Consider the following 13,755-nt stretch of genomic DNA (forward strand, 5'->3'; position numbering starts at 1 on the left):
GATGCGACCCGAACATGACTGACCTGACCCTCTATCACAATCCGCGCTGCTCCAAATCCCGTGGCGCCCTGGAGCTGCTCGAAGCCCGCGGCCTGGCCCCGACCGTGGTGCGCTACCTGGAAACCCCGCCGACGGCCGGCGAGCTCAAGGCCCTGCTCGGCAAGCTTGGCATCAGTGCCCGCCAGCTTCTGCGCAGCGGTGAAGACGAATACAAGACGCTCAACCTGGCCGATGCCAGCCTCAGCGAGGCGCAGTTGATCGAGGCCATGGTCCAGCACCCGAAGCTGATCGAGCGGCCGATCCTGATTGCCGGCGATAAAGCCGCGATCGGCCGGCCACCAGAGAAGGTGCTGGAGATCCTGCCGTGAGCGCGCCATATATCCTGATCCTGTTCTACAGCCGCCACGGCTCGACCAGCGAGATGGCCCGGCAGATTGCCCGCGGCGTCGAGATGGCCGGCCTTGAGGCACGTATCCGCACGGTACCGGCGATTTCCACCGAGTGCGAAGCCGTCGCCCCGGACATCCCCGACACCGGCGCCCTGTATGCCAGCCTCGACGACCTGCGCCACTGCTCGGGCCTGGCCCTGGGCAGCCCGACGCGCTTTGGCAACATGGCCGCACCGCTCAAGTACTTCATCGACGGCACCAGCAGCCTGTGGCTGAGCGGCGGCCTGGTCGGCAAGCCAGCGGCGGCGTTCACCTCCACCGCCAGCCTGCACGGCGGCCAGGAATCGACCCTGCTGTCGATGCTATTGCCGCTGATGCACCACGGCATGCTGATCATGGGCCTGCCCTACAGCGAGTCGGCATTGCTGGAAACCCGGGGCGGCGGTACGCCTTATGGCGCCAGCCACCATGCTGGCGCCGACGGCAAGCGCGACCTGGATGCCGACGAAATCGCCCTGTGCCGCGCCCTGGGCCAGCGTCTGGCGTCTACCGCCAAACTACTGGAGAACGGCCGTGGCTAAAAAGCCCAAGGTATTGCCGTCGCTCGAATGGCTGGCGCCGCGCCTGCGCCTGACCCGGGCGCTGAGCCTGGCGAGCTTTTTCGGCCTGGTCGCCCTGCTGACCCTGAACAACCTGCTGTTCGCCGACCTTCATGGTGCGCGGGTCGGGGTGATCCTGGCGATCGAGCTGGTGCCGCTGGCCCTGCTGCTGCCAGGCATGCTGCTGGGCAACGCCCGCGCCCATGCCTGGACCTGCTTTGTGGTCAATCTGTACTTCATCAAGGGCGTGCTCGCCGCCTTCGACCCGGCGCGGGCGCTGTTCGGCTGGCTGGAAGTGGCGATCAGCCTGGCGCTGTTCGTCAGTGCCTTGCTGTATGTGCGCTGGCGCTTTCAGTATGAGCGGCGGTTGGCCGGAGAAGGTTCGCACTAGGCGGTGAGTTCATCGCGGGGCAAGTCGGGTCGCCGCACCGCCGCTCCCACAGGGTTTTGCGGGAGTTGGCTTGCCAGCGATGGCGGCACCAGCGATTTCAGTGATTGACGGTGTGCGCCAGCATCACCGACAGCTGGCACAGCGGCCGCCCGCTCTGCGCATGCCACTGGTTGAAGGCTTCCTGCACCAGGGCCAGGTCGCGCTGGCTGGTCGGCGGCTTGTCGATGATGTCCTGGGCGATCAGCGCCGCGGCCATGTCATTGGTGGGGATGAAGGTGTCCTTGCCGCACATGCGCAAGAAACGCGGCGCCGACAGCCCGCCCAGCTGGTTGCCATGCTTGGCCAGGTACTTCCACAGACCGACGATGTCGGTCACCGGCCAGTCGGCAATGAACGCGCCAAAGCTGCCGTGCTGCTTCTCGATGTCGAGGATCATCTGCGCATTGCGCGGCACGCTCTTGAGCTTGCCCAGGTGGCGGATGATGCGCGTGTCCTGCATCAGCCGCTCCAGGTGCTCGGCACCCATCAGCACGACCTTTTGCGGGTCGAAGCCGAAAAACACCTGCTCGAAGGCCGGCCACTTGGCGTCCACCAGGCTGTGCTTCAAGCCGGCGCGAAACACCCGCAGGGCCAGGGTCGACAGGTAGCGGTCGGCGCCGATCTCACGCAACTGCCCGGGGCTTTTCGCCTGGGGCAGGTGCGCTTCGAGGGCGGCGGCCGAGCCGAAGCGGTTCAGGCAATACTCATGCAGCCATTGGTAATCGCGCATGGCCGTCAGATGTTCAGCACGTCGACAAAGCGCGGGGTGGCGGTTTCGTCGATCTTCAGGCTGGTGAAGTCGAACAGGTTACGGTCAGCCAGCTGCGACGGCACCACGTTCTGCAGGCCACGGAAGATGTTCTCGGTACGCCCCGGGGTCTTGCGCTCCCACTCCACCAGCATGTCCTTGACCACCTGGCGCTGCAGGTTTTCCTGGGAGCCGCAGAGGTTGCACGGGATGATCGGGAATTCCTTCATGTCCGAGTAGGCCTGGATGTCCTTCTCGCTGCAGTAGGCCAGCGGGCGGATTACCACGTTGCGCCCGTCGTCGGCACGCAGCTTGGGCGGCATGGCCTTGAGGGTGCCGTTGAAGAACATGTTGAGGAAGAAGGTCTCGACGATGTCGTCGCGGTGATGCCCCAGGGCCATCTTGGTCGCGCCGATTTCGTCGGCGAAGGTGTACAGGGTGCCACGGCGCAGGCGCGAGCACAGCGAGCAGGTGGTCTTGCCCTCCGGGATCAGTTCCTTGACCACCGAGTAGGTGTCTTTCTCGACGATGTGGTACTCGACACCGAGCGCCTCGAGGTAGGCCGGCAGCACGTGCTCGGGAAAGCCCGGCTGCTTCTGGTCCATGTTCACCGCGACGATGTCGAACTTGATCGGCGCCACTTTCTGCAGGTGCAGCAGAACATCGAGCATGGTGTAGCTGTCTTTGCCGCCGGACAGGCAGACCATGACCTTGTCACCGTCTTCGATCATGTTGAAGTCGGTGATGGCTTCGCCGGCGAGACGACGCAGGCGTTTTTGCAGTTTGTTCTGGTTGACCGAAAGGGTGCCCATAGCGCTTGGAATCCGCGAGGTGTGACAAAAGCCGAGCATTTTACCCTTAAACCGCCAGTGGGCGTAGGCCAATCCGATAAAGACTGCATCGTGATTAAGCACGGCCCTGACAGCGCGATTTGCTCTAAAAAGCCGGCTTTATGCGGCGAACGCCTTCCTATACTGCGACATAAGGCCACACAAAGGTGACCTCCAACCTCTGGCCCAGACTTGGGGCCGCAAGCGCTCCGCTGGGGGGCGATGGCAACAACGAAAGGAGTGACCGGCATGATCCATCACGTTGTTGGGCTATTTACCCATCCCGATCAGGAATGGAAAGAAATACGCGGTGAAGAAGAAAGCATAAGCCACATGTACCTGACCCACACGCTGATCCTCGCCGCGATCCCGGCGGTTTCGGCGTTTATCGGCACCACCCAGGTCGGCTGGGTCATCGGTGATCGCGCGCCGGTCATGCTGACCCAGGAAAGCGCGCTGTGGATGACCATCATGTCCTACCTGGCCATGCTCGGCGGCGTGGCGGTGATGGGCGCGTTCATCCACTGGATGGCCCGCACCTACGATGCCAACCCAAGCCTGGCGCGCTGCATCGCCTTTGCCACCTACACCGCGACGCCCCTGTTCGTCGGCGGCCTGGCGGCGCTGTACCCGCACCTGTGGCTGGGCATGATCGTCGGCACCGCAGCGGTGTGCTACACGGTGTACCTGCTGTATGTCGGCCTGCCGACCTTCATGATCATTCCTTCCGATGAGGGCTTTCTGTTCTCGAGTTCGGTACTGGCGGTAGGGCTGGTGGTGCTGGTCGCCATCATGGCCTTCACCGTGATTGTCTGGGGACTGGGCGTGGGGCCCGTCTACACCAACTGACCTGCATTATTAGAAACAGCAACATAGGTGCACTCACCATCAGGCCGCCGCAAGGCGGCCTGATACTGTGCGCTGACAGGTGGCTCGGCAGCGCCGCCGCGGTTGCGGCATAATTGTCGGCCAGGAGTGTTCCCCGATATGCCCGAACTGCTCAAATCCCGCGTCGAAACCTGTTACCAGCAAGCCGAAACCTTTTTCAAACGGCCCTTCCCGCGCCCCGAAGTCAGCTTCAAGCTGCGCGGCCAGAAGGCCGGCGTCGCGCACCTGCACGAGAACCTGCTGCGCTTCAACCTGCAGCTGTACCGCGAAAACAGCGAAGACTTCCTCAAGCAGACCGTACCCCACGAGGTCGCCCACCTGGTGGCCCACCAACTGTTTGGCGAGCGTATCCAGCCCCATGGCGAGGAATGGCAGCTGATCATGCGCGGCGTGTACGAGCTGCCGCCACACCGCTGCCACAACTACGCGGTCAAGCGCCGCACGGTCACCCGCTACATCTACCGCTGCCCGTGCGCCGGCAGCGACTTCCCGTTCTCGGCGCAACGCCACAGCCTGGTGCGCCAGGGGCGGCGCTACCTGTGCCGGCGCTGTCGCCATACCCTGGTGTATAGCGGCGAGACCCGGGTGGAGTAAAAGCATCGCGGGGCAAGCCCGCTCCCACCCCATCTGCAGGAGCGGGCTTGCCCCACGATGAAGCCCCCGCAGACACAAAAAAGCCCATCCAAAGATGGGCTTTTTGCATTACAGCGCCTGCCGGTTAGCGAGCAGGGCCTTCAGCCACACCGAGGTCATCCATCGGGCGGGTGTCGGTCAGCGGCGAGCCGCCGGACGCCAGCTCGGCGTGCAGCTTGTCTTCGTCCAGTTCCTTGACCCACTTGGCCACGACCACGGTGGCCACAGCGTTGCCGATCAGGTTGGTCAGGGCGCGGGCTTCGGACATGAAGCGGTCGATGCCAAGGATCAGCGCCAGGCCGGCAACCGGCAGGTGGCCAACGGCCGACAGGGTTGCGGCGAGGACGATGAAGCCACTACCGGTAACGCCGGCAGCACCTTTGGAAGCCACCAGCAGCACCAGCAGCAGGGTGATCTGGTGGGTGATGTCCATGGTGGTGTCGGTGGCCTGGGCGATAAACACCGCGGCCATGGTCAGGTAGATCGAGGTGCCGTCGAGGTTGAACGAGTAGCCGGTCGGGATCACCAGGCCAACCACGGATTTCTTCGCGCCCAGACGCTCCATCTTGGTCAGCATGCGTGGCAGCGCCGACTCCGAGGAGGAGGTACCGAGGACGATCATCAGCTCTTCACGGATGTAGCGGATCAGCTTGAGGATGCTGAAACCGTGGGCGCGGGCGATACCGCCGAGCACCACCAGGATGAACAGCACGCAGGTGACGTAGAAGCAGATCATCAGCTGGCCCAGTTGCACCAGCGAACCGACGCCGTACTGGCCGATGGTGAAGGCCATGGCACCGAATGCACCGACCGGCGCCAGCTTCATGATCATGTTGATGATGTTGAACATGACATGGGCGAAGCGGTCGATCAGGTCCAGCAACGGCTTGCCATAGGCACCCAGGCGATGCAGGGCGAAGCCGAAGATCACCGAGAACATCAGCACTTGCAGGATGTCGCCGTTGGCGAAGGCGCCGACCACGGTGTTGGGGATGATGTTGAGCAGGAAGCCGACGGTGGTCTGCTGCGCGCCGGCGGCGGCGTAAGCGGCCACGCTGCTGGCGTTGAGGGTGCTGACATCGATGTGCATGCCGGCGCCCGGCTTGACCACGTTGACCACCACCAGGCCGATGATCAGGGCGATGGTCGAGACGATTTCGAAGTAGAGCAGCGCGTAGCCACCGGTCTTGCCGACCGACTTCATGTTCTGCATGCCGGCGATGCCGCTGACCACGGTACAGAAGATGATCGGAGCAATGACCATTTTGATCAGTTTGACGAACCCGTCACCCAGTGGCTTCAGGGCCACGCCGGTTTCAGGGTAGTAATGGCCCAGCAGGATACCGATGGTGATCGCTACTAACACCTGGATATACAGCGATTTGTACAGTGGCTGACGCGTCGTCATGGCTAATTCCTCAAGGGTACCGGCTCATCCTTCCCAGGATGCGGGGTACCTAAAGCGCGAACCCTCCTGCACTGGAGGGATTTGTTGTGTCGAGCTGCCTGGCAGAACTCTGATGAGTCCATAGCAAGCCCGATGCCAAAATGCGCTTTAACGGTGCAAGCCCCGGTTTTACGGGGCTGCGATGCACAAAGAGGTTGCAGGTCGAGGGGCTGGGGTTGGCGGATTTCCGCACGCCATGCAAAGGTTTGTGACAATGATGGCGGTAATCCGCCTAGGTATTTCGCTCCAGCTCAAAACGGATGCGAAAGGCCGCACCGCCCAGCGGCGAGTCATCGAGGGTCAGGGTGGCGTCGTAGCTTTCGATGATGTCCTTGACCACCGCCAGGCCAATGCCCTGCCCCGGGTTCTGCCGGTCGAGGCGCTCGCCACGCTGGAGGATGCGTTCGCGCTGGTCGGGCGGCACGCCCGGGCCGTCGTCCTCGATGCACAGCACCACCTGTGCCTCATTGGCCTGCAGGCTGATGCGAACCTGGCCCAGGCACAGGCGGTAGGCGTTCTCCAGCAGGTTGCCGAGCAGCTCGAGCAAGGCGCCCTGCTCCATAGGCACCATGGCGTTGGCCGGCACGTCCACGCTGATGTGCACATGTTTGTCGCGGTAGACCTTGGCCAGGGTGCTGCACAGGCTGTCGAGCAATGGTCGCAACTGCACCTGGTGGCGCACCAGGCCGCTCTTGCGCAGGCTGGCGCGCTGCAACTGGTAGTCGATCTGCTGGCTCATGCGCTCGATCTGGCTTTGCAGCACCCGCGCCTGCTCACGGTCTTCGCGGCGCTGGGCCATGCTCTCACTGACGCCCTGGAGCACGGTCAACGGGGTTTTCAGGCTGTGGGCCAGGTCCCCGAGCGAATCCCGATAGCGCCGGCGCTGCTCGCGTTCGCTGCGCAGCAGGCGGTTGAGCGAATCGGTCAGGCGCAGCAACTCCCGCGGGTGCTCACCGCTCAGGCCTTCGCGGGCACCGGATTCGACATCATCAAGCTCGCGGCTCATCTGCCGCAGCGAACGCAGGCCCCAGGTCAGGCCGGCCCAGAGCAGCACCAGCAACGCCAGCAACGCCGCGCCAAAGCCCAGGTAGAGTTTTTCGCGCAGGCCGTCGAGGGTGTGCTGGTATTCACGCACCGGTTGCAGGGCGACGATGCTGAAGGCGGCGGTCTTGCCGCCAAGCAGCTTGACCTCGACGTCGTAGACGAAGAACTCCTCGCCGTTGTCCTGGCGAATCCGCGCAAACTCGTTGCCGCGCCCGTCGTAGCGCGGGGTGTAGTTGATGTTCTCATCCGCCGTGGCCCGTGAGCGCCACACCAGGTTGCCCTGGCGGTCGTAGATGTAGCCGAGCAGGCGGCTGTCGGGCAGGTTGAATTTCTCGTCGGGTAACAGCACCGGCATCTGCAGGTTGCCTTTCTCGATGCGCGCGGCGGAAATCAAGGTAGTGACGTCCGAGGCCAGGCGCTGCTCGATCGATTCCTGCAAGGCCAGGCTGAAGGCCTTCTGCAAGGCCGGCAGCAAGCCGAGCATGAACAGCAGCGCCAGCACCGCAGCCGCCAGCATCAAGCGCAGACGTAACGAACGGATCATCGGCAACGCTCGGTGAACAGATAACCCAGGCCGCGCACGGTATCGATCGGCTTGAAGCCGTTGCTGCCCTCAAGCTTGCGCCGCAGGCGGCCGACCAGCACCTCTATGACATTCGGGTCGCGCTCGTCATCGTCCGGGTACAGCTGCTCCATCAGGCGGTCCTTGGCCACCACCTGCTGGTGATGACGCATCAGGTACTCGAGGATGCGGTATTCATAGGCAGTCAGCGCCAGGGGTTGTTCGTCGAGGGTGGCCTGCTTGCGATTGAGGTCGAGCACCAGGGGACCGGCGGCAATGGTCGACTGGGTAAAGCCGCTGGAGCGGCGCAGCAAGGCGTTGAGACGGGCTTCGAGTTCTTCGAACTGAAAGGGTTTGACCACATAGTCGTCGGCGCCGGCGGCCAGGCCTTCGACCTTGTCCTGCCAGTTGCCACGGGCGGTGAGGATCAGGATCGGGAAACTCTTGCCCTGGGAACGCAATTGGCGGATCAGGTCGAGCCCGCTCATGCCCGGCAGGCCCAGGTCGATCACCGCCAGGTCATGGTTGAACTGCTCGGCCTGGTACAGGGCCTCCTCGGCATCGGCCACCGCTTCGACCACATGCCCGCTTTCCGTCAAGCGGCTGTACAAGTGATGACGCAAGAGTGCCTCATCCTCGACCACCAGCAGTTTCATACGCTCCTCCAGACCCGTGCCGGCCTTCATTGGCCAGTCAATTTTGTAGACGAATGCAGAATAACAGCGAACCGGCCGTGCGCATGCAGGCCGGTTCGGACATCGCCAGGCGACTTAGAACGCGTAGTTGGCCGACAGGTAGGTCTGGGCGCTGCTGTTCAGGCGCAGGCTGCCGACTTTCGGACCGTCATGCTCGGACAGCTCGGTGCTGGCGTTGCTGCGCAGGTAACGGTAGCCCAGTTCAACCGAAGCATTGTCGCTGACTTGCTGCAGTACGCCGGCCTGCAGGCCGATGGCGTAACCGGTGTCGGTGTCGCGGCTGTAGCCGGAGGATTCCATGCTCATCTTGGTCAGGCCGGCGCTGGCGCCACCGAACAGCTTGGTGGTGTTGCCCAGCGGGTAGAACATGTCGTAGCTGCCCAGGAGGTTTTCCTGGCGTACTTTCAGGCCGCTGTGGTCGTTGGAGACGTTGTCGTAGGTCAGGTAGTAGCGGCCCTGGTCGTTCATCTGGCCGACGCGGATGCCGTAGGTGCTGTTCTTGCTGATGATGCCGTCGGTGTTCAGGTGATCGGTGTTGCGGGTCAACAGGCCGGACTTTTTCATCTTGTCGCTGGTCTGACCATAAGTGACGCCGGCGAAGGTGGTGTCAGCGGCCTGGGCGGCGGCGCTGGCGCCAAGGAAAGCAACGGTGAGCAGCAGGGTGTTGAGCTTTTTCATCGTGTGGTACTCCAGGTGATGCACTGTGTTGGTGTGGAAGCTAGAGTAAGCAAGCCCTCCTGAACCGCCGCTGAACCCTGGCTGAACCTCGGCTGAACAGCTGCACTGAGAGCAAAACCGACTGCAATCAAGGAGTACGACCATGCGTTGTCTGCTCGCTCTGGCCCTGATCGGTGCCGCCAGCCTGGCCCAGGCGGCGGTGCAAACCCGTGAGATTCCCTACCAGGATGCCGATGGCAAGCGCCTGGTCGGCTATTACGCCTACGACGACGCCGCCGAGGGCAAACGCCCGGGCGTGGTGGTGGTGCATGAATGGTGGGGGCTCAACGACTATGCCAAGCGCCGCGCCCGCGACCTTGCCGGGCTTGGCTACAGCGCCCTGGCCATCGACATGTATGGCGACGGCAAGCACACCGAGCACCCGGCCGATGCCCAGGCGTTCATGGCTGCCGCGCTGAAAGACCCGAGCGCGGCAGCCGAGCGCTTCGATGCCGGGGTTGAACTGCTCAAGCTTCAGCCACAGACCGATAAAGAGCAGATCGCCGCCATCGGCTACTGTTTCGGCGGCAAGGTGGTGCTCGACGCCGCGCGCCGTGGTGAAGCGCTGGCCGGGGTGGCCAGCTTCCATGGTGCGCTGGTCACCAACACGCCGGCGACAGCGGGCAGCGTCAAGGCCAAAGTGCTGGTAGAGCATGGCGCCAGCGACAGCATGGTGACCGCGGAGCAGGTGGAGAAATTCAAGGAAGAAATGGACGCAGCCGGGGCGACCTATGAGTTCGTCAGCATTCCCGGGGCCAAGCACGGCTTTACCAACCCCGATGCCGACCGCCTCAGCCATGGCGAGCATGGCGGGCCGGATATTGGCTACAACAAGGCGGCGGATGAAAGCTCGTGGGCGGACTTGCAGGCGTTCTTCAAGAAGATCTTCACTAAAGGTTGACCCCCGGCAGGAGCGGGCTTGCCCCGCGCTAGCGGTGTGACAGACACGCCGCTAGCGCGAGGCAAGCCCGCGCCTATACCGTGACACGTTGGCAGCAGCCACGGCACAATACCGGCCATGAACCGACTGCCCACCTGCTGCGCCCCGCTCCTGCACCACTGGCCCCTGCCGCGTCCGGTCCCCGGCGCGATCCTGGTCAGTTGCCCGTTCGACCCCGCCCTGCTTGCCAGCGACGACTTCGCTCGCGCCGGTATCGAGCAAACCGCCAGCCTGCAACGCTCGGTGGCCAAGCGCCAGGCCGAGTACCTGGCCGGCCGGGTGTGTGCCCGCGCCGCCTTGATGCAGCTCGATGGCCGCGACTATGTCCCCGGCACCGATGAAGACCGCGCGCCGATCTGGCCGGCCGGCATCTGCGGCTCGATCACCCACGGCAAAGGCTGGGCCGCCGCCGTGGTGGCGCGCAGCAGCGATTGCCAGGGCCTGGGCCTGGACCAGGAATGCCTGCTCAGCGACGAGCGCGCCGAACGCCTGGCCCGGGAGATTCTTACCGACGCCGAACTGCAGCGTATGGACCCCGGCCAGGTGGGCCTGACCGTGACCCTGACCTTCTCGCTGAAAGAAAGCCTGTTCAAGGCGCTCTACCCGATCGTCAAGCAGCGCTTCTATTTCGAGCATGCCGAAGTGCTGGAGTGGTCCGCAGACGGCCATGCGCGCCTGCGCCTGCTGACCGACCTGTCGGCGCACTGGCACCACGGCCGGGAGCTTGAGGGGCAGTTCTGCCTGCAGGATGACCAGCTGTTGAGCCTGATCAGCGTCTGAGTTTCAGGGCAGCAACGGGCAATGTTCGCAATGCCCGACCCAGTTGACCTTGTAACTCAGGCAGCAGGTGCGGCGCCGACGCCGTCCTCGAGCATCCTGGCTGACGGCGGCATACAAAGGGCTGCCGGGCGTTGACAGCAGCACCTGCAAGCCTGAGCTGTCGCCACTGCCTTGCAGCAGTTGATCCAGGCAATCACCGGCATTGCCCCACAACACCGCCGTTGCCAGCGCGCCCCGCTCGGCCAGGCGCGCAACCAGCGGTTGCAGATGCTCAGCCAGCAAGTCCTGGCAGGGGGCGCCGTCGGCGATCAGCGCAAGCGGCAAGCCGCGCTCATCCAGCAGCAGCGATGTCTGGCTGAAAGCCGCCAGGCTTGCACCCTCGCGCAACGTCCGCCAGAGCAGCGCGAAATAGTACTTGGACCACTGCGAGACCAGCACCGGCCGCTGCGCTGGCATCAGTTCGGGGCCATACAATGCCAGCAGCAAGGCATCGAAGCGGGTTTCGTCGAGCAACGCCTGCAGGGTGATCGGCGAACTCATGCGCCGTCCTGGTTGCGCGGCCAGTTGAGGCTGAAGCAGGCGCCGCCCAGGCGCTCGCTGCGCCCCACAGACGCCCGCCCGCCATGCCAGTAAATGATCCTCCGCACGATAGACAAGCCCAGGCCATGCCCGCCAGAGGCACGCGTGCGGCTGTCGTCGAGGCGGGTAAAGGGGGTGAAGATGCGCTCCCAGACGCTTTCCGGCACGCCGGGGCCATCGTCCTCGACATCGATCCGGCACCGTTGCAGGCCCAGCTGATAGCTGAGGCTGACCTGTGATTCGGCGTGGCGCATGGCATTGCTGACCAAGTTCTGCAGCGCCCGGTGCAGGTAGCGCGGCTCGGCCTCGACCCACGGCCCCTGCCCGTCCGGACCCTTTTCGCCGCCCTGGCAGGGACCGCGCAGCACCCGCACCTCGCGGCGCAGCGGCGCCAGCTCGGCGATCACCTGGTCGAGCAAGGCATCCAGGTCGACGCGCTGGAAATGCAGGGCCGGCGCGCCCTGCTCCAGGCGCGCGTAGGTGAGCATCTCATCGACCAGCTTGTCGAGGTCCTGGATATCGCCGTCCATGCCAGTCAGGTACTTGTCCCGGGCCTGGTCATTACTGGCGCTGGCGATCATCTCCAGGCCAAAGCGCAAGCGCGCAACCGGCGTGCGCAGCTCGTGAGACACCGCCCGCACCAGCTCGCGCTGGATGGTCAGCGAGCGCTGCAGGTGTTCGGCCATGCCATTGAACGCTGCGGCCAGGCGCCCGACCGAGTCGGCGTCGTCGGCCGCCACGCGGGTTTCCAGGCTGCCCTGGGCGATCAGCGTTGCCGCGGCCTCAAGCCCCGACAGGCGCCGCTCCAGCTGGCGCACCAACAGGTAGACGATCAGGCCGATCAGGCACAGGCCCAGCACCGCAATCAGTACCAGCAACTGCGGCGGATAGGGGTTCATCTGGTACAGCGGGCCGATTTCCAGTACCCAGGGCGTGCCGACCAGGCCGGCGAACACGCGGATCGAGTCACCGTCCTTGCCCAGGGCCATCACCGTGTCGCCTTCATCGATGCGCCGGCGCTGGTCTTCGTCCATGTCGGTCTGATTGACCCGCTGCAGGCGCAGGTCGAAGCCAAAACCCTTGCTCTGCTTGAGGGCGGCCAGGCGCTGGGGCTGCTCGGCCACCGGGTAGCGCACCAGTTCATCGGCGAGCAGATAAATAGTGGCGCGGGCCAGTTGCTCGCTGATCTGCTGCACCTCACCGACCAGCAGCAAATCCTGATCACCGACCTGGCGCAGCACCTTGGCCGCGTGCGGGCCGGTCTTCTCGACCAGTACCTGCCCACGCTGCAAGCCGCTGCGCTGGCTACCGTCCAGCGCAGTACTGCTCAGCGCCTGCAACTCCAGGGGAATCCCCAGCAGGCGCTCCCAGATCAACAGCGCGCGCTTGCGCTCGACAGCATCCAGCGGCGCCAGGTTGTCAGCCATCAGGGTAAAGGTGCCGTGGGCCAGGCGTTCGCGGTACTGGCCGGCGCGCACCTCGTTGAGCAGGTGCAGGCTGAGCACGCCAAGCACCGCCACCAGCACCAGGGCGGCGAGCATGCCGCCATAGATGCGCAAAAAGATCGAGTTCATGGCACCTGGCCCATGGCTTGGGCCGCTTCACGAACGAACAGGTAGCCTTTGCTGCGGATGGTCTTGATCATCCGTGGGTGCTCCGGGTCGTCGCCTATTTTCGGGCGGATGCGCGAAATACGCACATCAATGGAGCGGTCCTGGCCGTCATAGCCGACGCCGCGCAGGGAGGTGAAGATCTCCTCGCGCGACAAGGTGCGCCCGGCGTTGCTTACCAGCAGCCATAAAAGGTCGAACTCGGCGCTGGTCAGTTCGATGCCGCTGTCGTACAGCCAGGCCTCGCGCAAGGTGTTATCGACCCGCAACGGGCCGAACTGCAAAGCTTGCGGTACTTGCGGCTCGGCCGCAGCCTCGCTGCGCCGCAGCAGGGCGTTGATACGCGCCAGCAGCAAGCGCGGGCGCACCGGTTTGCACACGTAGTCGTCGGCGCCCAGGTCCAGGCCCTGGACCTGGTCGAGGTCGTCGCTGCGCGCGGTGAGCATCAGGATCGGCCCGGGGTACTGCTTGCGCACCTTGCGGCAGATACTCAGGCCGTCCTCGCCAGGCAGCATCAGGTCGAGGATCACCAGGTCGGGCTGCTCGGCGATGATTCGCGCCGCCGCCCGGGCGCCATCGCCCTCCACGTCCACGACAAAGCCATTGGCCTGCAGGTATTCACGGGTCAGGTCAGCCAGCCGCTGGTCATCCTCGACGATCAATACCCGACTGCTCTGCTCCACGGCTCACCTCAACAGCTTGTTGTTATAAAGAGTGCCCAGATCACCAAAAGGCAACATTGGCCCCGGATACTACGTCGGGTACCGGCGCCTGCCAACCGCCGTTACCCGCAGTAAAAAACCAGTGGGCAAGGCGCTCGGACAAGCCGATTTTTTGTGATAGGGTTCGCGCCCGCAAAATCCG

Annotated in this window: 16 protein-coding genes; 7 read left to right on the forward strand and 9 right to left on the reverse strand. The window is 64.2% G+C overall.

The features are described from left to right. Positions 1–14: 14 nt before the first annotated feature. The 3 genes from arsC to ACZ9A3_RS17270 are packed head-to-tail and all read left to right on the forward strand — an operon-like array spanning position 15 to position 1,379. Positions 15–368, forward strand: a complete 354-nt coding sequence (gene arsC / locus ACZ9A3_RS17260; RefSeq protein ID WP_093380273.1) for an arsenate reductase (glutaredoxin) — start codon at positions 15–17, stop codon at positions 366–368. Beyond that, positions 365–970 carry an NAD(P)H:quinone oxidoreductase gene (wrbA, locus tag ACZ9A3_RS17265; protein ID WP_093380271.1) on the forward strand — a complete coding sequence of 202 codons (606 nt, stop codon included), beginning with the start codon at positions 365–367 and terminating at the stop codon, positions 968–970. Before arsC ends, wrbA begins: the two co-directional genes overlap by 4 nt. Further along, a complete protein-coding gene (locus ACZ9A3_RS17270; RefSeq protein WP_093380269.1) occupies positions 963–1,379 on the forward strand; it encodes a DUF2069 domain-containing protein in 417 nt (138 codons plus the stop codon). The genes wrbA and ACZ9A3_RS17270 overlap by 8 nt, the downstream gene beginning before the upstream one ends. 97 nt (positions 1,380–1,476) lie before the next feature. Here the strand turns inward: ACZ9A3_RS17270 and ACZ9A3_RS17275 are convergent, their stop codons facing one another. After that, positions 1,477–2,148, reverse strand: a complete 672-nt coding sequence (locus ACZ9A3_RS17275) for a DNA-3-methyladenine glycosylase I (protein ID WP_213603470.1) — start codon at positions 2,146–2,148, stop codon at positions 1,477–1,479. Positions 2,149–2,153: 5 nt separating this feature from the next. After that, positions 2,154–2,978 carry a tRNA 2-thiocytidine(32) synthetase TtcA gene (ttcA, locus tag ACZ9A3_RS17280; protein ID WP_038993896.1) on the reverse strand — a complete coding sequence of 275 codons (825 nt, stop codon included), beginning with the start codon at positions 2,976–2,978 and terminating at the stop codon, positions 2,154–2,156. 267 nt (positions 2,979–3,245) lie between these two features. Between ttcA and ACZ9A3_RS17285 the strand changes: the two genes are divergently transcribed. Further along, positions 3,246–3,845 carry a Yip1 family protein gene (locus ACZ9A3_RS17285; protein WP_476252943.1) on the forward strand — a complete coding sequence of 200 codons (600 nt, stop codon included), beginning with the start codon at positions 3,246–3,248 and terminating at the stop codon, positions 3,843–3,845. 138 nt (positions 3,846–3,983) lie between these two features. Next, a complete protein-coding gene (locus tag ACZ9A3_RS17290) occupies positions 3,984–4,478 on the forward strand; it encodes a SprT family zinc-dependent metalloprotease (protein ID WP_045195598.1) in 495 nt (164 codons plus the stop codon). A 124-nt stretch (positions 4,479–4,602) separates the two neighbouring features. Here ACZ9A3_RS17290 and ACZ9A3_RS17295 read toward each other — a convergent pair whose 3' ends face one another. The 4 genes from ACZ9A3_RS17295 to ACZ9A3_RS17310 form a co-directional block, all read right to left on the reverse strand. Next, positions 4,603–5,925: a dicarboxylate/amino acid:cation symporter gene (locus tag ACZ9A3_RS17295; protein ID WP_045195599.1), complete on the reverse strand. Its 1,323-nt coding sequence runs from the start codon at positions 5,923–5,925 to the stop codon at positions 4,603–4,605. Between the two features lie 271 nt (positions 5,926–6,196). Further along, positions 6,197–7,552 carry an ATP-binding protein gene (locus tag ACZ9A3_RS17300; RefSeq protein ID WP_093380262.1) on the reverse strand — a complete coding sequence of 452 codons (1,356 nt, stop codon included), beginning with the start codon at positions 7,550–7,552 and terminating at the stop codon, positions 6,197–6,199. Continuing rightward, a complete protein-coding gene (locus ACZ9A3_RS17305) occupies positions 7,549–8,226 on the reverse strand; it encodes a response regulator (RefSeq protein ID WP_045195602.1) in 678 nt (225 codons plus the stop codon). Before ACZ9A3_RS17305 ends, ACZ9A3_RS17300 begins: the two co-directional genes overlap by 4 nt. Before the next feature lie 114 nt (positions 8,227–8,340). Then, positions 8,341–8,943 carry an outer membrane protein gene (locus ACZ9A3_RS17310; RefSeq protein ID WP_476252944.1) on the reverse strand — a complete coding sequence of 201 codons (603 nt, stop codon included), beginning with the start codon at positions 8,941–8,943 and terminating at the stop codon, positions 8,341–8,343. A 142-nt stretch (positions 8,944–9,085) separates the two neighbouring features. Here ACZ9A3_RS17310 and ACZ9A3_RS17315 point away from each other — a divergent pair, with 142 nt between their 5' ends. After that, positions 9,086–9,883 carry a dienelactone hydrolase family protein gene (locus ACZ9A3_RS17315; protein WP_093380259.1) on the forward strand — a complete coding sequence of 266 codons (798 nt, stop codon included), beginning with the start codon at positions 9,086–9,088 and terminating at the stop codon, positions 9,881–9,883. 117 nt (positions 9,884–10,000) lie between these two features. Beyond that, the gene (locus tag ACZ9A3_RS17320; RefSeq protein ID WP_093380256.1) at positions 10,001–10,702 is read left to right on the forward strand and encodes a 4'-phosphopantetheinyl transferase family protein; all 702 of its coding nucleotides are present in this window, start codon (positions 10,001–10,003) and stop codon (positions 10,700–10,702) included. Positions 10,703–10,705: 3 nt separating this feature from the next. Here the strand turns inward: ACZ9A3_RS17320 and fhuF are convergent, their stop codons facing one another. Genes fhuF through ACZ9A3_RS17335 form a run of 3 tightly spaced genes read right to left on the reverse strand, consistent with a single transcriptional unit; the run spans position 10,706 to position 13,574 of the window. Next, complete coding sequence (fhuF, locus tag ACZ9A3_RS17325) at positions 10,706–11,242, reverse strand: siderophore-iron reductase FhuF (protein ID WP_213604364.1); 537 nt, start codon at positions 11,240–11,242, stop codon at positions 10,706–10,708. Next, positions 11,239–12,855: an ATP-binding protein gene (locus ACZ9A3_RS17330; RefSeq protein ID WP_045195608.1), complete on the reverse strand. Its 1,617-nt coding sequence runs from the start codon at positions 12,853–12,855 to the stop codon at positions 11,239–11,241. The genes fhuF and ACZ9A3_RS17330 overlap by 4 nt, the downstream gene beginning before the upstream one ends. Continuing rightward, positions 12,852–13,574: a response regulator gene (locus ACZ9A3_RS17335; protein WP_045195610.1), complete on the reverse strand. Its 723-nt coding sequence runs from the start codon at positions 13,572–13,574 to the stop codon at positions 12,852–12,854. The genes ACZ9A3_RS17330 and ACZ9A3_RS17335 overlap by 4 nt, the downstream gene beginning before the upstream one ends. Between the last annotated feature and the right edge of the window lie 181 nt (positions 13,575–13,755).

The sequence above is a fragment of the Pseudomonas sp. TE4620 genome, from assembly GCF_056279045.1.

What these genes read in the sequence shown, in the direction of transcription:
- ACZ9A3_RS17295 (WP_045195599.1), bottom strand. Translation starts at nt 5,925, where the DNA reads ATGACGACGCGTCAGCCACTGTACAAATCGCTGTATATCCAGGTGTTA.
- ACZ9A3_RS17285 (WP_476252943.1), top strand. Translation starts at nt 3,246, where the DNA reads ATGATCCATCACGTTGTTGGGCTATTTACCCATCCCGATCAGGAATGG.
- ACZ9A3_RS17275 (WP_213603470.1), bottom strand. Translation starts at nt 2,148, where the DNA reads ATGCGCGATTACCAATGGCTGCATGAGTATTGCCTGAACCGCTTCGGC.
- ACZ9A3_RS17320 (WP_093380256.1), top strand. Translation starts at nt 10,001, where the DNA reads ATGAACCGACTGCCCACCTGCTGCGCCCCGCTCCTGCACCACTGGCCC.
- ACZ9A3_RS17330 (WP_045195608.1), bottom strand. Translation starts at nt 12,855, where the DNA reads ATGAACTCGATCTTTTTGCGCATCTATGGCGGCATGCTCGCCGCCCTG.
- ACZ9A3_RS17315 (WP_093380259.1), top strand. Translation starts at nt 9,086, where the DNA reads ATGCGTTGTCTGCTCGCTCTGGCCCTGATCGGTGCCGCCAGCCTGGCC.
- ttcA (WP_038993896.1), bottom strand. Translation starts at nt 2,978, where the DNA reads ATGGGCACCCTTTCGGTCAACCAGAACAAACTGCAAAAACGCCTGCGT.
- fhuF (WP_213604364.1), bottom strand. Translation starts at nt 11,242, where the DNA reads ATGAGTTCGCCGATCACCCTGCAGGCGTTGCTCGACGAAACCCGCTTC.
- ACZ9A3_RS17310 (WP_476252944.1), bottom strand. Translation starts at nt 8,943, where the DNA reads ATGAAAAAGCTCAACACCCTGCTGCTCACCGTTGCTTTCCTTGGCGCC.
- arsC (WP_093380273.1), top strand. Translation starts at nt 15, where the DNA reads ATGACTGACCTGACCCTCTATCACAATCCGCGCTGCTCCAAATCCCGT.
- ACZ9A3_RS17290 (WP_045195598.1), top strand. Translation starts at nt 3,984, where the DNA reads ATGCCCGAACTGCTCAAATCCCGCGTCGAAACCTGTTACCAGCAAGCC.
- ACZ9A3_RS17305 (WP_045195602.1), bottom strand. Translation starts at nt 8,226, where the DNA reads ATGAAACTGCTGGTGGTCGAGGATGAGGCACTCTTGCGTCATCACTTG.
- ACZ9A3_RS17300 (WP_093380262.1), bottom strand. Translation starts at nt 7,552, where the DNA reads ATGATCCGTTCGTTACGTCTGCGCTTGATGCTGGCGGCTGCGGTGCTG.